This window comes from Erwinia sp. MYb416, assembly GCF_037479575.1.
Classification (GTDB): domain Bacteria; phylum Pseudomonadota; class Gammaproteobacteria; order Enterobacterales; family Enterobacteriaceae; genus Erwinia; species Erwinia rhapontici.
Window position 1 is genome coordinate 333,668 of record NZ_JBBGYT010000441.1, and the last position, 24,670, is coordinate 358,337.

General features: G+C 57.6%; 20 protein-coding genes. 6 read left to right on the forward strand and 14 right to left on the reverse strand.

Annotation, left to right across the window (positions count from 1 at the left end):
- Window positions 1-51: 51 nt before the first annotated feature.
- Window positions 52-1,053, reverse strand: coding sequence for a zinc-binding alcohol dehydrogenase family protein (locus WH277_RS25030; RefSeq protein WP_159336858.1), 1,002 nt, complete (start codon window positions 1,051-1,053; stop codon window positions 52-54).
- Window positions 1,054-1,157: 104 nt separating this feature from the next.
- Between WH277_RS25030 and WH277_RS25035 the strand changes: the two genes are divergently transcribed.
- Complete coding sequence (locus WH277_RS25035) at window positions 1,158-2,054, forward strand: LysR family transcriptional regulator (RefSeq protein WP_133842391.1); 897 nt, start codon at window positions 1,158-1,160, stop codon at window positions 2,052-2,054.
- 40 nt (window positions 2,055-2,094) lie between these two features.
- Here the strand turns inward: WH277_RS25035 and ettA are convergent, their stop codons facing one another.
- Entirely contained in the window at window positions 2,095-3,762 is a 1,668-nt protein-coding gene (ettA, locus tag WH277_RS25040; protein ID WP_133842390.1) for an energy-dependent translational throttle protein EttA, read from the reverse strand.
- A gap of 195 nt (window positions 3,763-3,957) precedes the next feature.
- Between ettA and WH277_RS25045 the strand changes: the two genes are divergently transcribed.
- A complete protein-coding gene (locus WH277_RS25045) occupies window positions 3,958-4,902 on the forward strand; it encodes a 2-hydroxyacid dehydrogenase (protein WP_339507300.1) in 945 nt (314 codons plus the stop codon).
- A 53-nt stretch (window positions 4,903-4,955) separates the two neighbouring features.
- Here the strand turns inward: WH277_RS25045 and deoR are convergent, their stop codons facing one another.
- The 10 genes from deoR to atzF form a co-directional block, all read right to left on the reverse strand.
- Window positions 4,956-5,699 (reverse strand): DNA-binding transcriptional repressor DeoR, encoded by a 744-nt coding sequence (gene deoR / locus WH277_RS25050; RefSeq protein WP_339507301.1) that lies wholly within the window; start codon window positions 5,697-5,699, stop codon window positions 4,956-4,958.
- A 136-nt stretch (window positions 5,700-5,835) separates the two neighbouring features.
- Window positions 5,836-7,113 (reverse strand): PDDEXK-like family protein, encoded by a 1,278-nt coding sequence (locus WH277_RS25055; RefSeq protein ID WP_339507302.1) that lies wholly within the window; start codon window positions 7,111-7,113, stop codon window positions 5,836-5,838.
- Window positions 7,114-7,244: 131 nt separating this feature from the next.
- On the reverse strand, window positions 7,245-7,943 hold the full coding sequence (gene urtE / locus WH277_RS25060) for an urea ABC transporter ATP-binding subunit UrtE (protein ID WP_339507303.1): 699 nt from the start codon (window positions 7,941-7,943) through the stop codon (window positions 7,245-7,247).
- Window position 7,944: 1 nt separating this feature from the next.
- A complete protein-coding gene (gene urtD / locus WH277_RS25065; protein ID WP_133842385.1) occupies window positions 7,945-8,736 on the reverse strand; it encodes an urea ABC transporter ATP-binding protein UrtD in 792 nt (263 codons plus the stop codon).
- Window positions 8,729-9,805, reverse strand: coding sequence for an urea ABC transporter permease subunit UrtC (gene urtC, locus WH277_RS25070; protein WP_339507304.1), 1,077 nt, complete (start codon window positions 9,803-9,805; stop codon window positions 8,729-8,731). Before urtC ends, urtD begins: the two co-directional genes overlap by 8 nt.
- Entirely contained in the window at window positions 9,805-11,364 is a 1,560-nt protein-coding gene (gene urtB, locus WH277_RS25075; RefSeq protein WP_374760143.1) for an urea ABC transporter permease subunit UrtB, read from the reverse strand. Before urtB ends, urtC begins: the two co-directional genes overlap by 1 nt.
- 257 nt (window positions 11,365-11,621) lie before the next feature.
- Window positions 11,622-12,890 carry an urea ABC transporter substrate-binding protein gene (urtA, locus tag WH277_RS25080; RefSeq protein WP_133842383.1) on the reverse strand — a complete coding sequence of 423 codons (1,269 nt, stop codon included), beginning with the start codon at window positions 12,888-12,890 and terminating at the stop codon, window positions 11,622-11,624.
- A gap of 27 nt (window positions 12,891-12,917) precedes the next feature.
- Complete coding sequence (locus WH277_RS25085; RefSeq protein ID WP_133842382.1) at window positions 12,918-13,619, reverse strand: GntR family transcriptional regulator; 702 nt, start codon at window positions 13,617-13,619, stop codon at window positions 12,918-12,920.
- Window positions 13,620-13,621: 2 nt separating this feature from the next.
- Window positions 13,622-17,239 (reverse strand): urea carboxylase, encoded by a 3,618-nt coding sequence (gene uca / locus WH277_RS25090; protein WP_339507305.1) that lies wholly within the window; start codon window positions 17,237-17,239, stop codon window positions 13,622-13,624.
- The gene (gene atzF / locus WH277_RS25095; RefSeq protein WP_167863348.1) at window positions 17,232-19,031 is read right to left on the reverse strand and encodes an allophanate hydrolase; all 1,800 of its coding nucleotides are present in this window, start codon (window positions 19,029-19,031) and stop codon (window positions 17,232-17,234) included. Before atzF ends, uca begins: the two co-directional genes overlap by 8 nt.
- Before the next feature lie 405 nt (window positions 19,032-19,436).
- Here atzF and sltY point away from each other — a divergent pair, with 405 nt between their 5' ends.
- A complete protein-coding gene (gene sltY, locus WH277_RS25100; RefSeq protein ID WP_159336865.1) occupies window positions 19,437-21,359 on the forward strand; it encodes a murein transglycosylase in 1,923 nt (640 codons plus the stop codon).
- A gap of 111 nt (window positions 21,360-21,470) precedes the next feature.
- Window positions 21,471-21,803 (forward strand): trp operon repressor, encoded by a 333-nt coding sequence (gene trpR, locus WH277_RS25105; protein WP_133842378.1) that lies wholly within the window; start codon window positions 21,471-21,473, stop codon window positions 21,801-21,803.
- Here the strand turns inward: trpR and yjjX are convergent.
- Window positions 21,789-22,337 carry an inosine/xanthosine triphosphatase gene (yjjX, locus tag WH277_RS25110; protein ID WP_133842377.1) on the reverse strand — a complete coding sequence of 183 codons (549 nt, stop codon included), beginning with the start codon at window positions 22,335-22,337 and terminating at the stop codon, window positions 21,789-21,791. The genes trpR and yjjX overlap by 15 nt on opposite strands.
- 50 nt (window positions 22,338-22,387) lie before the next feature.
- On the opposite strand from yjjX, the gene gpmB reads away from it, so the two are divergent.
- Window positions 22,388-23,035 carry a 2,3-diphosphoglycerate-dependent phosphoglycerate mutase GpmB gene (gpmB, locus tag WH277_RS25115; protein ID WP_133842376.1) on the forward strand — a complete coding sequence of 216 codons (648 nt, stop codon included), beginning with the start codon at window positions 22,388-22,390 and terminating at the stop codon, window positions 23,033-23,035.
- A 48-nt stretch (window positions 23,036-23,083) separates the two neighbouring features.
- Here the strand turns inward: gpmB and robA are convergent, their stop codons facing one another.
- The gene (gene robA, locus WH277_RS25120) at window positions 23,084-23,959 is read right to left on the reverse strand and encodes an MDR efflux pump AcrAB transcriptional activator RobA (protein ID WP_133842375.1); all 876 of its coding nucleotides are present in this window, start codon (window positions 23,957-23,959) and stop codon (window positions 23,084-23,086) included.
- Between the two features lie 204 nt (window positions 23,960-24,163).
- Here robA and creA point away from each other — a divergent pair, with 204 nt between their 5' ends.
- On the forward strand, window positions 24,164-24,640 hold the full coding sequence (creA, locus tag WH277_RS25125; RefSeq protein WP_133842374.1) for a protein CreA: 477 nt from the start codon (window positions 24,164-24,166) through the stop codon (window positions 24,638-24,640).
- The last annotated feature ends 30 nt before the right edge of the window (window positions 24,641-24,670 follow it).

Consider the following 24,670-nt stretch of genomic DNA (forward strand, 5'->3'; position numbering starts at 1 on the left):
CCCCGCCGCAGGGGCCGATCCTTTTTTCCGATCGGCCCGCCACGGTGAAACTTAATACACCATCACCACTTTGCCACGCATATGGCCGTCCAGCACTAGCTGGTGGGCTTCTGTCAGTGTTTCTACGCTCAGCCCATGCAGGGTTTTGCTCAGTGAACCTGCCAGCTTACCGTCATCCAGCAGCGCGGCAGTGGCATCCAGAATCTCTCCCTGACGGGCGATATCCGGCGTGGTGAACATGCTTCGTGTGTACATAAACTCAAAATGCAGCGCGGCACTTTTCAGCTTCAGCTGATCCATGTTTAACGGTTTCTCGTTTTCAACGATGGTACAGATATGCCCTTGTGGTGCGATCAGTGTGCTCATCGCTTCCCAGTGACCATCGGTATCGTTCAGGCAGAAAATGTAGTCCACCTGTTTGATATCATGCTTCGCGAGCTCTCCAGCCATATCACGGTAGTCGATCACCAGGTCGGCGCCACGATCCTGACACCACTGTGCTGAATCAGGGCGTGATGCCGTGGCGATCACCGTCACTTTGCTGCGCAGTTTGGCCAGAGGGATCGCCAGCGAACCGACGCCGCCTGCGCCGCCTACAATCAGCAGCGTTTTGCCTGCTGTGGCACTTTCGAGTTGCAGACGATCAAACAGGCCTTCCCACGCTGTCAGTGCAGTCAGCGGGATGGCGGCAGATTCTGCCCAATCCAGTGAGCGAGGCTTGTGGCCGGTAATCCGCGCATCAATCAACTGCTGGCTGGCATTGCTACCTGGCCGGGTAATGTCGCCTGCGTAATAGACTTCATCGCCCGCTTTAAAACCACTGACCTTGCTGCCCACGGCCAGCACGATACCGCTGGCATCCCAGCCGAGCACGCGTGGCTGTTGCAGGCCATTTTTCTGTGCGCCTTTATGGACTTTGGTATCCACCGGGTTGACTGATGCGGCTTTGACGTCGACCAGCAGATCGTATTCACCCGGCGTTGGCTGGGGTTGCTGGATTTCAATAAACTGCTGCGGGTTTTCCGGGCTGATGGCAATGGCTTTAATGGTCATAGTGTTTCTCCTGAATACCTGAATAATTGTCTCTCAGTGTAGGTAATCAGCAAACGAATGATAAGATGGACAATGATGCACGCAGTGTTCGTTTGAGGTGAACAATCATGTTTAAACAGTTGCAGGATATGGCGCTGTTTGCGCTGGTGGCCGAGTGCGGGAGTTTTACCGCTGCGGCGAATCGTGCGGGTTTACCGAAATCCAGCGTCAGCCAGCGCGTCAGCCAGCTGGAGCAGGCGCTGGGGTTGCGGCTGATTAACCGTACCACGCGCCAGCTCAACCTGACCTTTGCGGGCGAGCGCTATCTGGTGCACTGCCAGGAGATGCTGCAGGCCAGTGAACGCGCCGGTATGGCGATTGAGCGACTGCGCGATAATCCCAGCGGGCGGCTGCGCATTACCTCTCCTGCCGGCATTGGTGCCACGCTGCTGGCGCGTTTCAATACGGCCTTTCAGCAGGAATATCCCGATGTGACACTGGATGTGTCAGTTTCCGATGAAATCCGCGATTTGGTGCAGGATGGCTTTGATGTGGCGCTGCGCACCGGAAGGCCGCAGGATTCGTCGCTGATTGGCCGCCGTATTGGCTACTGCCAGCGCCTGCTGGTGGCATCGCCAGAGTATCTGGCGTCGTTACCGCCGCTGACCCATCCCGGCCAGCTCTCCGCACACCGCTGCATTGCGCACCGCGCCTGGACCGAATGGGTGCTTAAACGTGATGAGGAATATTATCGCTGGCTGCTGCCGCCCACGCATATGACCGATAATCTGGTGTATGCGCGCGAGTGTGCGCTGGGCAAAGCGGGTATTACGCTGTTGCCGCGTTTTTTAACCGATGAGGTGTTGTCGCAGGGCGATCTGGTGCAGGTGCTGCCGGAGTGGGAAGTGGAGGGGAATGAGCTGTGGCTGGTGTACCCAAGCCGTAAGTTGAACTCGCCTGCGCTGTCGCGGTTTATTGATTTTGCGATGCAGTCGCCGGTGTTTCGGGAGTTTTATACGTAGGGGGGCGACCTTTTTTTGGTCGCCCCGTAAGCCCGGCCGCTTACTTGATCATACGCTTGTACTTAATACGTTTTGGCTCAAGCGCTTCCGCACCCAGCGTACGTTTCTTGTACTCTTCGTATTCAGTAAAGTTACCTTCGAAGAACTCGATCTTGCCTTCATCCTGGTAATCCAGAATGTGGGTGGCAATACGGTCCAGGAACCAACGGTCATGCGAGATCACCATGGCACAGCCCGGGAACTCCAGCAGGGCGTTTTCCAGCGCGCGCAGGGTTTCAATATCCAGGTCGTTGGTCGGTTCATCCAGCAGCAGCATGTTGCCGCCAACCTGTAACAGTTTAGCCAGATGCAGACGACCACGCTCACCACCGGACAGCTCGCCAACGCGTTTACCCTGATCAACCCCTTTAAAGTTAAAGCGGCCAACGTAGGCACGGCTGGGCATCTCGGTGTTGCCGATACGCATGATGTCCTGACCGCCGGACACTTCTTCCCATACGGTTTTAGACCCATCCATGCTGTCGCGGAACTGATCCACTGACGCCAGCTTCACGGTCTCACCCAGTACGATGCTGCCGGAATCAGGCTGTTCCTGACCGGACATCATGCGGAACAGGGTCGATTTACCCGCGCCGTTCGGACCGATGATGCCAACAATCGCACCTTTCGGAACAGAGAAGGAGAGATCGTCAATCAGCAGACGGTCACCGTAAGATTTGCGCAGGTTATTGACCTCAACCACTTTATCGCCCAGGCGTGCGCCAGGTGGAATAAACAGTTCGTTGGTCTCGTTACGCTTCTGGTATTCGGCGTTGTTCAGCTCTTCAAAGCGGTTCAGACGCGCCTTGCCTTTAGATTGCTGGCCTTTAGCGCCTTTACGCACCCACTCCAGCTCTTTCTCAATCGATTTACGACGAGCCGCTTCGGAGGAGGCTTCCTGCGCCAGACGCGCATCTTTTTGCTCCAGCCATGAAGAGTAGTTACCTTCCCATGGAATCCCTTCACCACGGTCCAGCTCCAGAATCCAACCGGCCACGTTATCGAGGAAGTAACGGTCGTGCGTAATCGCCACAACGGTCCCTTCGAAGTCGTGCAGGAAGCGTTCCAGCCAGGCTACGGATTCCGCATCCAGGTGGTTCGTTGGTTCGTCGAGCAGCAGCATGTCTGGCTTTTCCAGCAGCAGACGGCACAGCGCAACGCGGCGGCGTTCACCCCCGGAAAGAGTGCCAATCTTCGCATCCCAGTCCGGCAGACGCAGCGCATCAGCGGCACGTTCGAGCTGGGTGTTCAGATTGTGGCCGTCGTGCGCCTGGATGATTTCTTCAAACTTGCCCTGTTGCGCGGCAAGTTTGTCGAAGTCTGCATCCGGCTCTGCGTACTTAGCGTACACCTCGTCCAGACCTTTCAGCGCGTTGACCACTTCGGAAACGGCTTCTTCTACCGACTCACGAACGGTGTGTTCCAGGTTAAGCTTCGGTTCCTGCTCCAGATAGCCAATTTTCAGGCCCGGCTGCGGACGCGCTTCCCCTTCGATGTCTTTATCGATGCCCGCCATGATGCGCAGCAGCGTAGATTTACCTGCCCCGTTCAGACCCAGTACGCCGATCTTGGCGCCAGGGAAGAAGCTGAGGGAGATGTTTTTCAAAATATGACGCTTCGGCGGAACGACTTTGCCGACGCGATGCATGCTATAGACGAATTGAGCCACGTTAGTTTGAGCCTCTTAATTAGCAGGGGCATAAGGGTGCCCACTCAGATAGCGGAGTTTAGCTGGTTTCCCCCCTTATTCACAGCCGGAACGCAGAGGATTATCCCGATATCAACGGATCTGCCTGATTTCTGTTTGATTTATGACCGTAGCCGTCTAAGCTCATTTTTTGCCTTATAAATGATGGAGATATCGATGAAAGTTCTGATCGCGGCGGAAGAAAATGCCTGGGGTGGGATGATCCAGCAGTTCCGTCAGAGACTCCCCGATGTCGAATTTGTTGCTTCTGCCGGGCATGCGGCAGAGAGCCTGGCGGGTTTTGATGCGCTGATCCCCGGCATGGCGAAGGTCAATCAACGTCTCTTACAGACAGCCGATCGCCTGAAGCTGATCCAGCAGGCGGGAGCCGGGCTGGAAGGGGTGGATATTGAGACGGCTCGCCAGCGCGGTATTACCGTGGCCAATGTGCCATCGGACCGATCCGGCAATGCAGATTCCGTTGCGGAACTGGGGATCTGGATGATGATCGGCCTGGCACGTAAGGCCAGCGAAGTGCCGCAGATGCTGGCTACCCGTCAGCTGGGCCTGCCGGTCGGCATGGGGCTGAAAGGCAAGACCGTCGGATTGGTGGGGCTGGGCGGCATCGGTAAAGCGCTGGCGCAGCGGCTCGCCGCGTTTGATATGCGCATGATTGGCGTGAAACGTCAGGCGTCTGATGATTTTGCCCGTCAGCATCGCCTGGACTGGGTTGGCGGCATGGAGCGTTTACCGCACCTGCTGCGCGAGGCGGATTTTGTGGTGCTGAGTTTACCGGACAACCCGGAAACGCATCATATTATTGATGAGCCTGCGCTGGCGAAGATGAAGCAGGGCAGCTTCCTGATTAACCTTGGGCGCGGCGGTCTGATTGAGAAACCGGCGCTGCTGGCGGCGCTGGAGAATGGGCCGCTGGTCGGTGCCGGGCTGGATGTCTTCTGGCAGGAACCACCCGACCCGCAGGATGTGCTGTTCCGCCACAATGTGATCGCCACACCGCACATTGGCGGCGTGACGGATATTTCACTGGAGGGCAATGTGGCGGGGGTGTGTGAAAACCTGCGGCGTCTGCGTGATGGTGAGGCGATTTTGAATCGCTGGTGAGGAGGGTTGCGGGTCGGGCATGCCCGACCCCTACGATATCCGGCGCCCGATACTTACGAGGCGATAACCTCAATGCCGATATCTTCACCGGGCGCGGCATCGCTGATCAGGCCGTCGAACGCACTGAGATCGGCAATGCGAGCAGGTAGCACTTTGCCAAATTTGCTGCTGTCTGCCACCAGCAGGCGCGAACGTGCACGCTGTAATGCCAGATGCTTCATCGGCAATTCACTCAGGTTGTAGCAACTGGCACCCTGCCGGATATCGATGCCAGCGGCGGAAATAAAGGCTTTATCGGGGCACAGGCTGTCCATCACTGACTGCGTGCCCAGCGGTGTGAAAATGGCGTTGTCTGGATGGAATTCGCCACCGCACAAGATCACCCGGCAGGCGGTTTTTTCTTTCAGGGCCAGAAAAGTGTTCATGGCGCAGCAAACCGCGGTAAACGGCAGGTCTTCGTCGATGGCATCGATGATCCACGGCACCGTGGTGCCGCAATCGAAATACACCGTCTCTTCCGGCTGGATCAACGCGGCGGCACGCTGCCCCAACAGACGTTTGCGATCGACATTCTGCTCCTGCTGATCGGAAAAAAAATAATGGTTCTGATGACGCATCGGATCGCTGACGATATATCCCCCCAGCAGAACCACAACGCCCGGACCGCTACTCAGATCGCGACGAATGGTCATCTCAGACACGCCAAGCAGATGAGCCGCTTCTTTCAGATGGATTTTATCGGTGCGTTTCAGCGCCTGGGCCAGCTTATTGATACGCTCGTCGCGCCGGATTTCCATGAGTCTTTTTTCCATTATCGCGGAGAGAAATGAGGGTGAACGAAAACGATTGCCTGCTGCGTTTTACCTGTTTTGCAGTTTACCTTCAATAGGATAGTGCTGCAAACAAGCTCGGGATGGTGGCAGGGACGTGGCGCTATTTAGCTACGCTAAGCAGGCGACGAACGGATGCTTCCAGTGTTTGCACCAATTCCGTCCTGTCTGTTTTTTCCGCCAGGACGACCCGGCGGCGTATTCGGCTCAGATGGGTATCGAAACGACGGTCAAATTTTTGCAGAGACTCGCGTAACTCCTCGCCTTCGGCTTCGGAATTCGCACTGTTGACGTCAAGCACTAGCGCCAGATCGTATTTCGTCTGAGTATGATCCGAGTAACGGATTCTGAAAAATACCGGCCAGTAGAGTTCCTCGCCAGTATATTTCTCCCATCCAGGGGGGCGCACATCAATCCGGGTCCGCGTGGTGTAAATATTGTCACGGTGCAGCAGGGGAATTTTTGTCGCGAGCGTCTCTTTTAGTGAGGCCATGCCCTGAGTCTGACGCAACAGGGAGAATACGGCTTTGTTTTGCAGCAGAAACAGCGTTTCGGGGGCTGTGTGAGTGTTAAACCAGTTTCTTTCCAGCCGTCCGGTCGAGTTTCCCAGTAAAGACTTGAGGGCATTCGCGTGCGTTTCATGTAACCCGGCGGCGAGTGCAATAGCACGCTTCTCCACGGGGCTTTCCCAGTTGCTTTGCCGGGTGCAATAACTGACGACCAGCCGGGCTGCGAGGTTGCCGCGCTCCAGCTGTAACACGGCCCGATCCGCTGAGGGTTTTAACCAGTCATATCCCATATGTAACCAGTAGCCATTTGAGGGATGATCCTCGACATCAGTCTCAAATGCGCGATCAAGCGCAATCAACACGCAGCTGTAATCTTTCAAATGGGCCTTTTTAGCCACGCTTTCCTGCCAGCTTTTCCGATAGCCGTCGAGTTGCTTATCGCTATGGGCGGTCCCGGCTTTATTCTCGATCAGCAGCACGAATTTATGGGTGGGATCGATCACGAAAAGATCCACACGCTCCGAGGCGTTCATCCCTAATTCACGCGCGGTGAACACACTGCCAAAGCTTGCCGTGCGGATCCTCGATGGTGTCCATTCAGTAAAGAAACGCGAGGTGGTGCTGCGGCCATCAAGCGGATAGCCTGCGGTGATCGTGTTGCTAGCGGCCAGCAGCAGGTCACGGATGATCTGGTCTCCCTGGCCATGACCTTCACGCGGGTCGAACATCCAGGCCAGCAGGTCGGAGTGCTGATTTTCGCTGAGATTGATCACATCCAGCAGGTCATCGCCAATCTTTACTACTTCACAGAGTTCAGAGAGTTTATTATCACCCAGAAAGGTTTCGACGGCTTCTTGAGTCGTTGCATCCATACGTAAATATCCCGTTGCTGAGTATTGAAAACCTGAGAGAAGCCACTCGCTAATCGAATGGCTTTTTGTCAGAGTTTACAAAATAACAGGAAAGGTGAACAGCGTCTGGAGGTCACCGCGCTGAGAGAATGTTAAATCGTTACCAGCCCCCGGACGCCTTCGGCTTCCATCGCTTCGCCGCGCCCACGCAGGACGATCTCCCCCCGTGACATCACCAGATAATTGTCGGCCAGCCCGGCGGCGAAATCGTAAAACTGTTCGACCAGCAGGATCGCCATATCCCCGCGTGCGGCCAGCTGGCGGATCACCGCCCCGATCTCTTTGATCACCGAAGGCTGGATCCCTTCGGTGGGTTCATCGAGGATCAGCAGTTGCGGTTTACAGGCCAGCGCCCGGCCGATCGCCAGCTGTTGCTGCTGACCACCGGACAGATCGCCGCCGCGCCGCTGTTTCATCTGCCACAGAACCGGAAAGAGTTGCCAGATCTCCTCCGGCACCTGCGTGGCCTGGCTGCCTGAAAAGCGTGCCAGTCCCATCAGCAAATTCTCTTCCACCGTCAGACGCGGGAAGATCTCCCGACCCTGGGGCACATAGGCGATCCCGGCCTGCACCCGCTGGTGCGGTTTGCGCTGGTTGATCGTTTGCCCCTGCCAGTTGATGCTGCCAGATTTCGCCGGGATCAGCCCCATCAGGCATTTCAGCAACGTAGTTTTCCCCACGCCGTTACGCCCCAGCAGACAAGTGATCTCGCCGGGTTTGGTTTCAAATGACAGTCCACGCAGAATGTGGCTGCCGCCATAATATTGATGTAGTTCAGAGACCTGTAACATATTATCGCCCCAGATAGACTTCAATCACCTGATCGTTTGCCTGCACATCGCGCAGCGATCCTTCGGCCAGCACCTGGCCCTGATGCAGCACCGTGACATGGTCCGCAATGGTTTCAACAAAGCCCATATCGTGTTCCACCACCATCAGCGAATGTTTACCGGCAAGAGTGCGGAACAGTTCGGCGGTGTAGTCGGTTTCTGCATCGGTCATGCCAGCGGCTGGCTCATCCAGTAACAGCAGATGCGGGTCCTGCACCAGTAACATGCCAATCTCCAGAAACTGTTTCTGCCCGTGGGACAGCAGGCCCGCCGGGCGCTGGCGTTCACTGCCAAGGCGCAGCAGTTTCAACACCTCGGTAATGCGATCCTGTTGTTCACTGTTCAGTCTGGCACGCAGACTGGCCCAGACCGATTTATCGGTTTTTAAGGCAATTTCCAGATTTTCAAATACCGTCAGCGCTTCAAACACCGTCGGTTTCTGGAATTTACGCCCAATGCCGATGCGGGCGATTTCCACCGGGGAAAGGGTGGTCAGGTCGATGCTCTGGTCGTAGATCACCCGGCCGCTATCCGGGCGGGTTTTGCCGGTAATCACATCCATCAGCGTGGTTTTTCCCGCGCCGTTAGGGCCGATCACGCAGCGCAGTTCGCCAACGCCAATCTGTAAGGAGAGGTCAGTCAGCGCTTTGAAACCGTCAAACGACACATTGATATTCTCCAGCTGTAACACCGGATCCGTCTGTTCACGGTGACGGTCGGCGCGGTGGGGCTGGGTAAACAGGTGCTCAGTCATGTTTCCTCCTGCGCAGCAGGCCAATCACGCCGCGCGGCAGGAACAGCGTGACGAGGATAAACATCAGGCCTAAGAAAAATAGCCAGTATTCAGGGAATGCAACGGTGAACCAACTCTTGGCGCCGTTGACGATCCCGGCACCAAGCAGCGGCCCAATCAGCGTGCCGCGCCCGCCAAGCGCGACCCAGATGGCGGCCTCAATCGAGTTAGTGGGCGACATTTCACCAGGGTTGATAATGCCCACCTGCGGCACATACAGCGCCCCGGCCAATCCGCACAACACGGCAGACAGCGTCCAGACAAACAGCTTAAAGCCCCGGGGATCATAGCCGCAGAACATCAGGCGGTTTTCCGCATCGCGCACCGCCGTCAGCACCCGGCCAAATTTGCTACGCGCCAGCAACAGACCTATTGCCAGACTGGCCGCCAGCAGTAGCACCGTGGCCATAAACAACCCGATGCGCGTGCCGGTTGCCGTCACCGGAAAGCCGAGCAGGGTGGTGAATCCGGTAAAGCCGTTGTTACCGCCAAAGCCGGTTTCATTGCGAAAGAACAGTAACATCCCGGCATAGGTCAGCGCCTGGGTCATAATCGAGAAGTAGACGCCTTTGATTTTTGAACGGAAGGCGAACCAGCCAAAGACCAGCGCCAGCAGGCCTGGCACCAGCACAATCAGGCACAGTGCCCAGGCGAAATGCTGCGTGCCTGCCCAGAACCATGGCATCTCGGTCCAGGACAGGAAGGACATGAATGCAGGCAGCCCCTCACCGGAGGCCTGGCGCATCAGGTACATGCCCATGGCATAGCCGCCGAGAGCGAAGAACAGTCCGTGGCCGAGGGATAGCAGCCCGGCGTAGCCCCACACCAGGTCCAGCGCCACCGCCACAATGGCGTAGCAGAGGATTTTCCCCACCAGCGTCAGGGTGTAAGTCGACATAAATAGCGGGTGGTCGGCGGGCAGCAGCGCGAGGAACGGCAATAGCAGCAAGAGCAGCAGTACCACCGCACCCAGCGCGGTCGTCAGGCGCGGGGCTTTTCGTGCCAGGGTCAGCGTTATGGGTTGCGTCATCAGTCAATCACCCTCCCTTTAAAGGCGAACAGTCCCTGCGGTCGTTTCTGAATAAACAGCACGATCAACACCAGGATCAGGATCTTACCGAGCACCGCGCCGATCTGCGGCTCCAGCACTTTGTTCAGGATGCCGAGGCCGAGTGCGGCCACCACCGTGCCTGCCAACTGCCCAACGCCACCGGTCACCACCACCAGGAAGGAGTCGATGATGTAGCCCTGGCCCAGCTCCGGGCCGACATTGCCCAGCTGCGACAGCGCCACGCCGCCCAGCCCGGCAATGCCGGAACCGAGGCCAAACGCCAGCATGTCGACGCGCCCGGTAGGCACACCGCAGCAGTCGGCCATCGCCCGGTTTTGTGTCACCGCACGCACGTTCATGCCAAGGCGGGTTTTATTCAGCAGCAGCCAGGTGAGAACCAGCACGCCGATGACAAACAGGATCACCGCCAGGCGGTTGTACGGCAGCACGAGATTAGGCAGCACCTGCAAACCACCGGACAGCCACGGCGGGTTCGCCACTTCCAGGTTTTGCGCGCCAAACAGGATGCGCACCAGTTGGATCAGCATCAGGCTGATGCCCCAGGTGGCAAGCAGGGTTTCCAGCGGGCGGCCGTACAGATGGCGGATGATGGTGCGTTCCAGCGCCATGCCGATGGCGGCGGTGATAAAGAAGGCGGCCGGCAGGGCCAGCAGCGGATAAAAGGCCAGCCACTCCGGGGCGAAGCGCTGGAACAGGTTTTGCACAATCCAGGTGGCATAAGCGCCGATCATCAGCATTTCACCGTGGGCCATATTGATGACCCCCAGCAGGCCGTAGGTGATCGCCAGTCCAAGGGCGGCCAGCAGCAGCACCGAGCCCAGCGACAGGCCGGTAAAAGCCTGACCTAAAATATCGCCGGGCAGCAGGCGATAACGAATCTGTTTCAGGCTATCGGCTGCCGCCGCACGCACGCGGGCATCGGCTTCATTCTGGGGTTGCAGCAGGTGTTCCAGGCTGGCCTGCGTTTGCGGATCGCTGGTTTCTCCCAGCCGTTTTACCGCGTCCAGACGCACCAGCGGGTTAGGATCCGCCAGCTGTAATCCGGCAACAGCCTGGGCCAGCACCGCATGAACGGTAGCATCTTCCTCGGCGGCCAGACGCTGTTTCAGCAGCGGTAGCTGGTCGATATTGGCTTCATTCTGCAAGGCGCGCGCGGCGTGCAGGCGAATGGGGGTAATCGGGCTGACCAACTGGTGTGCGGCGAGCGCAGAGGTAATCATCACGCGCAGTCGGTTGTTCATAAACAGTTTTTTGGTTGCCCCCACGGGGGCCGCGTTGCCTTCCAGCGGTACCAGTTGGTCTTTGGTTCGGGTAAAGGGCTGTTTGTGTTCATCCAGCACCACGTTTTCGCTGTGCAGCGCCTGCAATAAAGGCAGGCGGTTGGCATTCGGTGCGGCGGCCCACTGCTGTAAGAGTGTCAGTTGATCGCTGCGGCTGGCGGCGGCAAAGTCGGCGGCCGGGCCTGCCTGGGCCAGAAGCGGCAGGCTGAACAGCAGTAACACCAGGAATCGCATCATTATGGCTCCGGAGAAATAACGGGTCGGGCATGCCCGACCCCTACAACATTGTTAGGCGTAGGGGCCAGGCATGCCGACCCGTACAGCATTGTTCGGCGTAGGGCCAGGCATGCCCGACCCGTACAACATTGTTCGGCGTAGAGGCCAGGCTGCCCGACCCGTACAACATTGTTCGGCGTAGGGGCCAGGCGTGCCCGACCCGTACAACATTGTTCGGTGTAGGGGCCAGGCATGCCTGGCCCTGGGGTTACACGGGATTAATTGCTGGTTTTCACCGGATGATCGGGCTTCTTGTCGTTGCCGGCGATATATGGGCTCCATGGCTGGGCACGCACCGGTTTGTCGGTCTGCCAGACGACGTTGAACTGACCGTTATCTTCGATTTCGCCAATCATCACCGGCTTGTGCAGATGGTGGTTGGTCTGGTCCATCGTCAGGGTAAAACCATCCGGCGCGGCAAAGGTCTGTCCGGCCATCGCTGCACGCACTTTATCCACATCGGTGGTACCCGCTTTCTCTACCGCCTGCGCCCACATATGGATGCCGACATAGGTGGCTTCCATCGGGTCGTTGGTCACCACGGTATCGGCGTTCGGCAATTTGTGGGCTTTGGCATAGGCGCGATAAGCTGCCACGAACTTAGCGTTGGTCGGGTTATCCACTGATTCGAAGTAGTTCCACGCCGCCAGGTTACCCACCAGCGGTTTGGTGTCGATGCCGCGCAACTCTTCTTCACCGACCGAGAAGGCCACTACCGGGACGTCGGTGGCTTTCAGCCCCTGGTTCGCCAGCTCTTTATAGAAAGGAACGTTGGAATCGCCGTTGATGGTTGAGACTACGGCCGTTTTGCCCCCGGCAGAGAATTTTTTGATATTAGAAACAATGGTCTGGTAATCGCTGTAGCCAAACGGCGTGTAGACCTCTTCGATGTCGCTGTCTTTCACCCCTTTTGAGTGCAGGAAGGCGCGCAGGATCTTATTGGTGGTACGCGGATAGACATAGTCGGTGCCCAGCAGGAAGAAGCGTTTGGCGCTGCCGCCGTCTTCACTCATGAGGTATTCCACCGCCGGAATCGCCTGCTGATTTGGTGCTGCCCCGGTGTAGAAGACGTTTGGAGACATCTCCTCGCCTTCATACTGCACCGGGTAGAACAGCAGTCCGTTCAGCTCCTCGAAAACCGGCAGCACGGATTTACGCGAAACCGAGGTCCAGCAGCCAAATACCACGGCGGCTTTATCCTGAGTCAGCAGCTGACGGGCTTTTTCCGCAAACAGCGGCCAGTTGGAGGCCGGGTCAACCACCACCGGTTCCAGCTTTTTACCCAGCACGCCGCCTTTAGCATTGATCTCTTCAATGGTCATCAACGCCACGTCTTTCAGTGGTGTTTCAGAAATCGCCATCGTACCGGACAGCGAATGCATGATGCCCACTTTGATGGTATCGGCGGCCTGAGCGCTCCAGGACAATCCCATGCTGACTACGGTGGCAGAAAGCGCGAAGGCCTTGAGCAGTGAACGTCTCTTCATCGGTAAACCCCTAAATGTATTGAAAGATTAGTTGGATGAAACGGTGTGTAACCTTGCCTGCTGGAGCATATGAATGGTGATTTTCCTGACTTCGGCGCGACTGACGGCAATATGGTCGGTCAGAATGCGCTGGGCCTCCTCTGTGTGCTGATGCAATACCGCGCGCAGAATGCGGGCGTGTTCGTTATAGGTCGCGTTGATCCGGTCTTCGCGGGTGAAGTCGAGACGGCGGATAATGCGGATCTTCTCGGTTAATTCGCCGTGGATGCGGGCGATTTCGCTGTTGCCTGCCGCGGCGACCAGGGCGATATGGAAGGCTTCATCGTGTAACGAAACGGCTATGCCATCTTCCAGACGCGGCTCATCGATCCAGAAGCAGGTCAGGCGCGTCAGCAGTGCCGCACAATCATCTGCGGGCAGGCGACACAGGCGTTTGACTGCCTCGCACTCCAGCACGGTGCGCAGGTCATACAGCTCTTCGAAATATTCGAAGTCAAACTGACGCACCTGCCAGCCGCTGCGAAACCACACTTCGACATAGCCCTCACGCTCAAGACGAAACAGGGCCTGACGCACCGGGGTGCGGCTGACGTCCATACGTTCCGCGACTTCGCTTTCGCTGAAGCGGTCGCCCGGCATCAGACGAAAATCAAAGATGTCATTTTTTAGCTGGTGGTAGACGCGATCGGCCAGGGCTTCCGGCCGATCTTTGCTGCGTTTGCTGTCCATGTTCATTCCAGCCACAGCAGGGCATCGCCAGGGCTGACCGGGCGGCCTGGCTGGCAACTGATACGTTTGACGCGTCCTGCCTGTGGGGCGTTGATCGCCAGTTCCATTTTCATCGCCTCGACGATAATCAGCGGCTGACCGGCTTCCACCTCGTCACCGGGCTGCACCAGCACTTTCCAGATATTGCCGTTCATATCGGCGCTGACCTGCAACGCACCGTCATCCTCTTCGGGGGGCCGCAGCGTCTCTTCGCTGGTCAGCGGTGCACCTTCGTCTTCCTGCGCCCACAGCGCCACTTCGGCATCAAAGGCGCTGGCCTGCTTCTGGCGGAAGTCAGCGATAGAGGCTGCGTGATCGCTGAGGAACTGCGTATGTTCGGCAAAATCAAACACTGACTGCTCAATGCGAACGGTGGCGCGGCCTTCACGGAAGTCATCACGCAGCACGTCCAGCTCGGCTTCGCTTACCGGGTAGAAACGCACCTGGTCAAAGAAGTGCAGCAGCCAGGGTTCGTTTGCCGCGAACTGGTCGTTTTTCAGGAACTTGTTCCAGATGGGCAGCGTACGCCCCACCAGTTGGTAACCGCCGGGGGAGTCCATGCCGTAAATGCACATATACATGCCGCCAATGCCGACGGTGCCTTCCGCCGTAAAGGTGCGTGCCGGATTGTACTTAGAACTGAGCAGGCGGTGGCGTGGGTCGATCGGCACCGCGCAGGGCGCGCCGAGATAGACATCGCCCAGACCGAGGATCAGGTAGCTGGCATCAAACAGCGTCTGGCTGACGGCTTCACGGCTGCTGAGTCCGTTAATGCGCTGGATAAAATCGACGTTATTCGGCAGCCAGGGGGCGCTGGCGCGCACGGTTTCGGCATAGCGTTCTACGGCACTGAGGGTGGCGCTGTCTTCAAAGGCCATCGGCAGGTGGACAATGCGCGATGGCACGGTCATGCGCGTGACATCGCCGAGATTCTTCTCCAGCTGTAGCAGCAGGGTCATCAGCTGTTTCTGGCTGAGGATCTGACTGTCATAGCGGATTTGCAGCGAGCGAACGCCCGGTGACAGCTCCTCCACGCCCGGCTGGCCGCTCTCATGCAGGGCGGTCATCAGCAGGTGGACGCGCAGGCGCAGCGCCAGATCCAGCACGTTGTCGCCGTACTCCAGCAGGATGTAGTTATCCCCGGCTTGACGATAAATAGCGGTCGGCGTGGTGCTGGTGGCTTTGATGGCGGCCAGTACCGTTGCGGAACCGTGATCGGTTTCGGCCAGCGAAGGCACGGTAAATTCCGTGGTATGCAAGGCGTTGAGACGCGTCACGCTGTGCGTCTGCGCCTGTTCCAGCGCGTGGGCTTCTTCGAAGCTGATCGGATGAAAACGAATGCGGTCGCCGGGTTTCACCTGACCGACTTTCCACAGTTCCGCTTTGGCGATGGTCACCGGGCAGACGAACCCGCCGAGGCTGGGTCCATCGCGGGTGAGGATTACCGGGAAATCGCCGGTGAAATTAACGGCGCCAATGGCGTATTCGCAATCATGGACGTTGGACGGGTGCAGCCCCGCTTCACCGCCGTTGGCGCGGGTCCAGCCGGGTTTTGGCCCTACGAGGCGTACGCCGAGGCGGTTAGAGTTGTAATGCACCTGCCACTCGCTGGCAAAAAACTCATCGATAGACTGCTGGGTAAAGAAATCCGGGGCGCCGTGCGGGCCGTACAGCACGCCGATGCGCCATTCGTCAGCGTATACGGGCTGCGCGGCGACAGGTAAGGCAGCGGGTTCGCAGACCGGAGCAGGAGTGGTACAGGCGGCGAGTGCGGGCTGCGATATCGCCAGCATATCGGCCACGCGCAGGGTGCGCCCGGCGTGACCGCCAAACTGCCCCAGAGCGAAGGTGGAACGGCTGCCGAGATATTCCGGTACGTCAAAACCGTTGCGTACCGCCAGATAGGTGCGGCAGCCCTGTTGGGCGCGGCCCAGCGTCAGGATCTGCCCGGCTTTCACTGCCAGCGGTTGCCAGTACGCCACCTCTTCGCCATCCAGTGTGGCCGGGCAGGCGGCTCCAGTCAGCGCGATCAGGGCATCGCTGTGAAAACGCAGGGTGGGCCCTTGCAGGGTAAATTCCAGCCCGGCGGCTTCTTCCGCGTTGCCGACAATGCGGTTAGCGAGGCGGAAGGCATAATCATCCATCGGACCGGACGGCGGTACGCCAATATCCCAGTAGCCGAGGCGGCCCGGATAATCCTGAATGCTGCTCCAGGTGCCGGGCTGGAGAACCTCCACCACCGGAGAAAGCGGGGTGAAGCTGTCGAGCAGTCGCGTCCACACCTGGCCGCTGCGGAATGCCTCAGTGGCGACAATCTGACGCAGGTAATCGAGGTTGGTGGCGATGCCGTGCAGACGGGTTTCATTTAGCGCCGTCTGCATTTTTTCCAGCGCATCCGCACGGTTTTTGCCCTGTACGATGAGCTTGGCGATCATCGGATCGTAAAATGCAGAGACCTCGGTGCCCGTGCTGATCCAGCTGTCGACGCGCACCCCTTCCGGGAAGCAGACTTCGGTCAGTACGCCTGGGCTGGGCTGGAAGTTTTTCAGCGGATCTTCGGCGTAAATACGCACTTCGATGGAGGCGCCCTGCGGTGCCTGTGCCATACGCGCCCAGTCCGGCTGCTCTCCGGCGGCGACCTGCAACATACACTCCACCAGATCCAGCCCGGTGACGCACTCGGTAACCGGATGCTCCACCTGTAAACGGGTATTCACTTCGAGGAAGAAGAACTCATCGCGTGCGGCATCGTAGATATATTCCACGGTGCCCGCGCTGCGATAGTTGACCAGTTCACCGAGTTTCACCGCCGAGTCGAGCAGGGCGGTGCGGGTGGCGGCAGGGAGGTTCGGTGCCGGCGTCTCTTCCACCACTTTCTGATTGCGGCGTTGCAGTGAACAATCGCGCTCGCCGAGGGCCACGACCTTGCCCTGGCCATCGCCGAAGATTTGCACTTCTACATGGCGGGCCTGATCGATACAGCGCTCCAGGAATACCCCGGCATCGCTAAAGAACTGTTCGCCGAGGCGGCGTACGCTCTCCCAGGCGGCGATCAGCGTGGTCTCGTCGGCACAGCGCGTCAGGCCGATCCCGCCCCCCCCGGCGGTGCTTTTCAGCATCACCGGGTAGCCGATTCGGCCTGCGGCGCTTAATGCCTCTTCCAGTGAATCCAGTAAGGGTGTGCCCGGTGTCATCGGCACGCCTGCGGCAGCGGCCAGTTCACGGGCGCGGTGCTTGAGGCCAAATTCACCGATTTGGTGTGCCGTTGGGCCGATAAAGACGATCCCGGCCGCTTCGCAGGCGGCGGCAAACGGCAGGCTTTCTGACAGGAAGCCGTAGCCTGGCCAGATGGCTTGCGCACCGCTCTCGCGGGCGGCGTTAAGGATCTTATCGATGACCAGGTAGCTGTCGCTGGCTTTATCGCCGCCGAGGGCGAGAGCGATATCAGCATCTTTGACATGCTGCGCGTTTTTGTCGGCGTCGGAGTAAACCGCCACGCTGGTGATCCCCAGTCGTTTCAGAGTACGGATGGCGCGACAGGCGATTTCGCCCCGGTTAGCGATGAGTACGGTATTAAACATGTGAAGATACCTCGCGGGTCAGCCAGCGGCGCCAGCCGCCAAATTCGGTGATGTCGGTAGCCTGCGCCAGGGCGGCAGGTTCACAGATAAACCCTTTCACACTGCGACCGTCGGCCAGTTCCAGGGTGCCAATCCCCAGCGGGGCGGGGATCTCCGCCACGAACTCGCCAAAACGTGCCAGTGGGATATCCCACAGTTCGACGATAATGGCGGCGCCCGTCGCATCTCTAACCAGCCCCGGTTTGGCGGGGACGGTGTTAGCCAGCGCATACAGGCGATAGCTGGCGGCGGTCTGCGTCTCTTCTACCAGTACGGCATCGCGGCGCGTGAGCTGGTGGTTGAGCGGCATGCCGGTCAGGTGCGCACCGACCACCGCCACACGCACGTGCAGCGGTGAGGCGGGCAGGGAGGCGGGGACAGGCTGAGGTTTGCCGGTGGCACCAAGACTCAGGGCTTGCTGCTGTTGCCAGCGGGTGCCAAAGGTCGCCAGCGCACGGTCATACCAGGCCGGGGCGATCAGAGTGATCCCGGCAGGCAGGCCATCGGCGCGGAACGGGGCCGGAAGGGCCAGGGCGGCCAGGTCGGCGAGGTTAGTGAAGTTGGTGTAAGTGCCGAACTGCGAATTGTAACGCACCGGTTCCTGTTTCATTTCTTCCAGCGTATGAATGGTCGGAGAGGTGGGGACCACCAGCGCATCGAACTGGCTGAGGGTCTGCTGGATCTGGCGCGTCAGTTCGGCGCGCAGATATTCCGCTTTGTAAGCGTCCACGGCGCTGTAGTGGTTGCCACTGGCGACGATGCCATACACCACCGGGTCCATCTCTTCCGGGCGGCTCAGCATGTCACCCACGGCAACGGTACGCTCCGCGACCCAGGGACCGTAATAGAGCTGCTCAGCCAGCTGTGAGAACGGGGTAAAGTCGATGGGTTGTAAGCTGGCGCCTCCCGCAATCAGGTCGGTACAGGCCGCTTCCCAGGCCGCCTGTGCTTGTGTATCGCCAAAGAACGCCGGGCTGGCAGGGATGGCAAATCGTGGTGAGGTGGGCATCGCTGCCGGGGCGAGGCCCGGATTTGCGCGAGAGTAAGCATCCAGGCTGTCGTAGCCTGCGGCACAGTGTGCGACGAGGAAGGCATCTTCCACCGTCAGCGCAAACACGGAAATGGTGTCGTTCAGGCGACAGGCAGGGACAACGCCAGTGGCAGAGAGCCAGCCTTTGGTCGGCTTCAGGCCGACGATATTGTTAAATCCTGCCGGCACGCGACCGGAACCGGCGGTATCCGTGCCGAGGGCAAAGCAGACCAGGCCGCGAGCGGTGACGGAGGCAGAACCGGAGCTGGAGCCGCCGCTGACATACTCAGGATTAAAGGTGTTGCAGACCGCGCCGAACGGCGAGCGGGTGCCGACCAGCCCGGTGGCGTACTGGTCAAGGTTGGTTTTGCCAATAACAATCGCCCCTTTGCCCTTCAGGTTGGCGACAGCGACGGCATCGCTTTCAGCCGTGTAGGTAAAGGCCGGGCAGGCCGCGCTGGTGGGCCAGCCCGCGATGTCAATATTGTCTTTTACCGCAAAGGGAACGCCAAACAGCGGCAGCAATGCCGGGTCCTGCTGCCAGGCGGCCAGTAACGGTTCCACCTGAGCACGCAGCTGGGCGGGCGTGGCGAGATACAGCCACGCATTATCGTCGGTGGAGAGATCCGCCAGCAGGGCGTCCAGCGTGGACAGTACGTCCTGCGGATGCTGCTGATAATGGTGCTGCCAGTCCTGTAACGTAAACCCTGTGGTAAAAGCCATAAGTTGAATTCCATCTGGTATACAAGATGGAATTCAATAGAGCAAACAGCGTGCCAGATTTTATTTTGTTGATTTTAAAGATGTTATGTAAAGAGGTGCACAGAGGGTGCACAATCAGCGAGCAGGGTTTGTACAATTGTGGGGCACGGAAGACAAGTCTGAGGCCAGTTTGAGCACGTCGGACCGGCAAAAGACGCATCCATGCGGGCCTCGACTCGCGCCATCCCTGGTGCGTGACGTCCGGCTTACCTCAAACTGGCCCCATCCCCTTCATGACGGTGGTTGCGGTGTGGGTATTCCGTAAATATTTGTTGAGTACATGGCATGAAGGGCTGCTCCTGGTTAGCATGAAGGGGGAATATTTCGCAGTTCAGGATAAGACGAGGCAATAACGTGGGGAAAGTCATGGTGGACAAGTGGCAGTGGTGGGTGGTGGCAGCCTGTTTAACAGCGGTAACCGGCAGTGCCCGTGCAGACTCATTGGATGAACAGCGTACCCGTTATCTGCAAATCAAGCAGGCGTGGGATAATAAACAGATGGATATCGTGGGGCAGTTGATGCCCACGCTGCGTGACTACCCACTCTATCCCTATCTGGAGTATCGCCAGCTTGCGCAGAGCCTGGATCAGGAAACCGGGCTGGCAGTGAAAGACTTTATCCAGCGTTATCCTACGCTGCCGCCGGTGCGCTCGCTCTCTTCGCGTTTTGTGAATGAGCTGGCCCGGCGTGAAGACTGGCGTGGGTTGCTGGTTTTCAGCCCTGACGCGCCGAAGCCGGTTGCGGCTCGCTGTAACTGGTATTACGCCAAATGGGCTACCGGCCAGGAGCAGGTGGCATGGGAAGGGGCGAAATCTATCTGGCTGACCGGAAGTTCCCTGCCGGGCACCTGCGATAAACTGTTCAGCGCCTGGCAAATGGCCGGACAGCAGAATCCGATTACCACGCTGGAACGTATACGTCTGGCGATGAAAGCGGGTAACACCAATCTGGTGAACTTCCTGGCGAAGCAACTCCCGCAGGATTACCAGACCATTGCCAATGCGGTGATGGATTTACAGAACAATCCCGGCACGGTAGAAAACTTTGCACGTAATGTCGGGGCAACCGACTTTACCCGCCAGGCCACGGCAATTGCCTTTGCCAGCCTGGCGCGCACGGATGTGGAACGCGCACGCCAGCTGATACCCACGCTGGTGCAGCTGCAAAAAATGGACGATCAGCAGACGCAGGAACTGAAAGATGCGGTTGCCTGGCGTCTGATGGGCAATGATACCACCAGTGAGCAGGCACGCTGGCGCGACGATGTGGTGATGCGCAGTGATTCAACCTCGCTGATTGAGCGCCGGGTGCGGATGGCGCTGGGGAACAACGATCGCCGGGGTATGAATACCTGGATTGCGCGTTTGCCGGTCGAAGACAAGGCAAAAGATGAGTGGCAGTACTGGCAGGCTGACCTGCTGATGGAGCAGGGGCGCAAAGAAGAGGCGGAAGGCATTCTGCGTAAGTTGATGCGTGAGCGTGGCTTCTATCCAATGGTCGCCGCCCAGAAACTGGGGGTGGAGTATCCGTTGCAGGTCGACAAAGCCCCGGCGGTGGACGGCAGCCTGACCCGCGGCCCTGAAATTGCCCGTGTTCGCGAACTGATGTACTGGGGAATGGATAATCTGGCGCGCAGCGAATGGAGCTATCTGGTGTCCAGCCGCACCACTTCGCAGCAGCAGATGCTGGCCAGCTACGCACGTCAGCAAAACTGGTGGGATCTCAGCGTGCAGGCAACGATTACCGGTAAACTGTGGAACAGTTTGCAGGAGCGCTTCCCACTGGCGTGGCAGCCGCAGTTTGAACGCAATATCAGCGGTAAGAGCATCCCGATCAGCTATGCGATGGCGATTGCCCGGCAGGAGAGTGCGTGGAACCCGAAAGCACGCTCCCCGGTTGGCGCATCCGGTCTGATGCAGGTGATGCCCGCCACGGCACAGCATACTGTGACCAAATTCAGCATTCCGGGCTACAGCAACAGCAGCCAGCTGCTGGATGCAGAAACCAATATCCAGATTGGTACGCAGTATCTGGAGTCGGTTTACCAACAGTTCGGTCAGAACCGCATTTTTGCCTCGGCTGCGTATAATGCCGGGCCGTCGCGCGTGCGCACCTGGCAGGGTAACAGCGCAGGGAAACTGGATGCGGTGGCGTTTATCGAAACCATTCCCTTCTCGGAAACCCGCGGCTATGTGAAGAACGTACTGGCTTATGATGCCTACTACCGCTACTTCCTTAACCAGTCGGATAAACTGTTTGCCGACAGCGAGTGGCAGCAGCGTTATTGATTGCGTGTCATCGCCGGAATACGTGAAGAGACAGCCAACACCGCTGTGGCTTCTCGTATGACGGCGATGATGATATGCTACTGTACTAGTTAAATAGTATGGCGGAATATCATGACCAACCCAACTCCTGTTCCCATCACGACTGACCCGGCGAGCGAAGACTGGCTGCGTTTTGTCACGCTGCTGCAACGTGCCTATCAGGGCGAACTGCACCTTCCGCTATTACAATTGATGCTGACGCCGGACGAGCGTGAGGCGTTGGGTACCCGACTGCGTATTGTTGAAGAGTTGATGCGCGGGACAATGAGCCAGCGGGAGCTGAAAAACGAGTTGGGAGCCGGGATTGCGACGATTACGCGGGGGTCAAACAGCCTGAAAAGTGCGCCTCCTGCCCTGAAAACATGGCTGGAGACACAGCTTCTCAGTGGATCAGATAAGGTCTGAGCTCTCTTCGTCGTCTTTGCGCTGATAGATGTCGTTATGAAACGGGCACAGTGCGAGGATGAGCGCCTGGTGATAAACGCTGGTACGCGTCAGTCGACCGGCAGTAAAAGCACCAATTGCACCGCCTTTATGTTTGATATCGTTAACGCCGGTCAGGCGGGCCATCTCTTCGCCCAGTTCACGTCCGGCATGGATACCTTTCATCACGATGGCAGGCAGAGTGAAGCTGGCAGAACGCGATTCGCCGCGTAGTTTGTGATTCTCCACCACCATCCATGCGAAGGCAGTGTTATCTTCAATACCGGCTTCAATGGCCACCCAAAAATTGGCTTCCGGTCTGACCTGGCGAGCATTCATCACGCGCTGACGTGCGCCAGTTCGCGTTTCTGTGTTTGTGATCGGTTGTGCAGCAACGCCGCTGTCGACCTCGACACCCTCAATATGGCAGGATCCTTCCCCGAAGATATCGCTGAACGCTTGAGAAATTGCCTTAATTTTGGCTGGATTGATGGTAGCAGCGACAACATGGTACATAATTGTTTGAACCCTCTACGCAAATTTGTCGCAGTATAACGGAAAATCGCATGTTACAGGTCTATCTTGTTCGCCACGGAGAAACGCTATGGAATGCGGCACGTCGCATTCAGGGGCAGTCAGACAGCGCGCTGACTGAGAAAGGAGAGCAGCAGGCTCATCAGGTAGGAGATCGCGTCAAAAAGCTGGGCATTACCCATGTCATTGCCAGCGATCTGGGCCGTACCCGCCGTACCGCCGAGATCATTGCCGATGCCTGTGGTTGTTCGGTCGTGCTGGACTCTCGTTTGCGTGAATTGAATATGGGGGTGCTGGAAGAGCGCCTGCTGGATTCACTGAATGCTGAAGAAGAGGGCTGGCGTAAGACGCTGGTGGATGGCACGGAGAACGGCCGCATCCCGCAGGGTGAGTCTATGAGTGAAATGGCGCAGCGCATGCATCAGGCGCTGGATGCCTGTCTGGCATTGCCTGAGGGTAGCCGTCCACTGATTGTCAGCCACGGGATGGCGTTGGGGGTACTGCTCAGTACGATCCTGGGTTTACCGGCGAATGCGGAACGCCGCCTGCGCTTGCGTAATTGCTCAATTTCCCGCGTGGATCACCAACACAGCGCCTGGCTGGCTTCTGGCTGGGTGGTGGAGACTGCAGGCGATATTGCGCATCTGGAGGATACTTCCCTCGACGAACTGCAGCGCTAACCCTGAAAAAGGGCCGATATTCTCGGCCCTTTTTGTATCATCTGCTGACTACGACTGGCGTCGTATCGGGATCAGATATTCACAATGGATGTCGACCGGTGGCTCTGGACGTTTCTTACCGCCGTGGGTATAGAAACGCTCAATGTCATGACCGTGACGACGTGTCAGATTCAGTGTTGGCATACAGGTGCCGTAAATCTGTAAGACAAAGTTCTGAAGTCCGTTACGCGGCCCTTCATAGGTGAACTGCACATAATCGCCTCCTTCCAGCACGACCGTCTGCGTTGAATGCAACTGGCTGGAAATGGACTCAGCGGTGACCGCTGTGGTGTAAAGAATCTCCTGCTCATCGTCTTTTTCCATGCTGGGGCGCGACTGGTGCAGACCATACAGCACTGGCGGAACGGTATCCGTCTCCGTCAGGAACTGGCGCCAGAAATGCATACGCATCTCATCACGGAAGCGTGAAATCTGCTCCAGTGTGCAGGTATAAGATTGGGTTTGCCCAATCAGCACGATTTCCGGCAGACTTACCCAGGTCGGTTCGGGTAATCTGACGTCGTCGAGGCGAATCGGTGGGCGCAGCCCATAGGCATTCCAGTCTGATGACCGGCGATACCAGGCTGGCGTCTGGGCAAATTGTTTCTTAAAGGCTCTGGTGAAAGTTTGTTGAGAGTCAAAACGATACTGCAAAGCAATATCGAGAATCGGGCGACTCGTCAAACGTAATGCTACGGCAGCTTTCGACAGACGGCGGGCGCGAATATAAGCGCCAATCGCATGACTTGTGACGTCTTTGAACATTCTTTGCAAATGCCATTTTGAATAACCTGCCTTCGCCGCGACATTATCCAGTGATAAAGGTTGGTCCAGGTGGCTCTCCAGCCAGACAAGCAAATCTCGAATGATACCGGCTTGGTCCATAAATCGTCCTCATGTTACTCATAATTGGTGCAAGGTAAGCAAAGTCGACGAATAGTAGCATTAATTGCTAATTGTTAGGTTGTAACTGAAAAATGTACCCATATCCGCGCTGATTTAAACAACATCGCGTGATAAATCGTAAAGGCATGAACTGTTGCTCATGTACCTTACAATGTCATCTATTTTCTTTGAAATGGTCACGTCATGACAATTAAAAAAGTGTTAATAGTCACTTCAATAGCGCTCTGCTCCGGCACGCTTCAGGCAGAACAGGTCGGTTCTGTAGATACTGTCTTTAAGATGTTCGGTCCCGATCATAAGATCGTGGTGGAAGCATTTGACGATCCGGACGTGAAAAATGTCACCTGTTATTTGAGCCGGGCGAAAACGGGAGGAATCAAAGGGGGCTTAGGTTTGGCAGAAGATACCTCGGATGCCGCTATTTCGTGTCAGCAGGTGGGGCCGGTAGAACTCAGTGAGAAAATTAAGCAGGGTAAAGCCGAAGGGGAAGTGGTGTTTCGTAAACGGACATCGCTGGTGTTCAAGAAACTCCAGGTGGTACGTTTCTACGACAAAAATCGTAATGCGTTAATTTATTTGAGCTATTCCGATAAGGTCGTCGATGGTTCGCCGAAAAATGCGCTGAGTGCGGTGCCGATAATCCCCTGGGGCAAGGGATAATAAGTTGGGGCGAGGCATACCTCGCCCTCA

What these genes read in the sequence shown, in the direction of transcription:
- robA (WP_133842375.1), bottom strand. Translation starts at nt 23,959, where the DNA reads ATGGACCAAGCCGGTATCATTCGAGATTTGCTTGTCTGGCTGGAGAGC.
- urtA (WP_133842383.1), bottom strand. Translation starts at nt 12,890, where the DNA reads ATGAAGAGACGTTCACTGCTCAAGGCCTTCGCGCTTTCTGCCACCGTA.
- uca (WP_339507305.1), bottom strand. Translation starts at nt 17,239, where the DNA reads ATGTTTAATACCGTACTCATCGCTAACCGGGGCGAAATCGCCTGTCGC.
- WH277_RS25045 (WP_339507300.1), top strand. Translation starts at nt 3,958, where the DNA reads ATGAAAGTTCTGATCGCGGCGGAAGAAAATGCCTGGGGTGGGATGATC.
- WH277_RS25030 (WP_159336858.1), bottom strand. Translation starts at nt 1,053, where the DNA reads ATGACCATTAAAGCCATTGCCATCAGCCCGGAAAACCCGCAGCAGTTT.
- urtE (WP_339507303.1), bottom strand. Translation starts at nt 7,943, where the DNA reads ATGTTACAGGTCTCTGAACTACATCAATATTATGGCGGCAGCCACATT.
- gpmB (WP_133842376.1), top strand. Translation starts at nt 22,388, where the DNA reads ATGTTACAGGTCTATCTTGTTCGCCACGGAGAAACGCTATGGAATGCG.
- creA (WP_133842374.1), top strand. Translation starts at nt 24,164, where the DNA reads ATGACAATTAAAAAAGTGTTAATAGTCACTTCAATAGCGCTCTGCTCC.
- urtC (WP_339507304.1), bottom strand. Translation starts at nt 9,805, where the DNA reads ATGACGCAACCCATAACGCTGACCCTGGCACGAAAAGCCCCGCGCCTG.
- WH277_RS25085 (WP_133842382.1), bottom strand. Translation starts at nt 13,619, where the DNA reads ATGGACAGCAAACGCAGCAAAGATCGGCCGGAAGCCCTGGCCGATCGC.
- urtD (WP_133842385.1), bottom strand. Translation starts at nt 8,736, where the DNA reads ATGACTGAGCACCTGTTTACCCAGCCCCACCGCGCCGACCGTCACCGT.
- yjjX (WP_133842377.1), bottom strand. Translation starts at nt 22,337, where the DNA reads ATGTACCATGTTGTCGCTGCTACCATCAATCCAGCCAAAATTAAGGCA.
- trpR (WP_133842378.1), top strand. Translation starts at nt 21,471, where the DNA reads ATGACCAACCCAACTCCTGTTCCCATCACGACTGACCCGGCGAGCGAA.
- WH277_RS25055 (WP_339507302.1), bottom strand. Translation starts at nt 7,113, where the DNA reads ATGGATGCAACGACTCAAGAAGCCGTCGAAACCTTTCTGGGTGATAAT.
- atzF (WP_167863348.1), bottom strand. Translation starts at nt 19,031, where the DNA reads ATGGCTTTTACCACAGGGTTTACGTTACAGGACTGGCAGCACCATTAT.
- urtB (WP_374760143.1), bottom strand. Translation starts at nt 11,364, where the DNA reads ATGATGCGATTCCTGGTGTTACTGCTGTTCAGCCTGCCGCTTCTGGCC.
- sltY (WP_159336865.1), top strand. Translation starts at nt 19,437, where the DNA reads ATGGTGGACAAGTGGCAGTGGTGGGTGGTGGCAGCCTGTTTAACAGCG.
- deoR (WP_339507301.1), bottom strand. Translation starts at nt 5,699, where the DNA reads ATGGAAATCCGGCGCGACGAGCGTATCAATAAGCTGGCCCAGGCGCTG.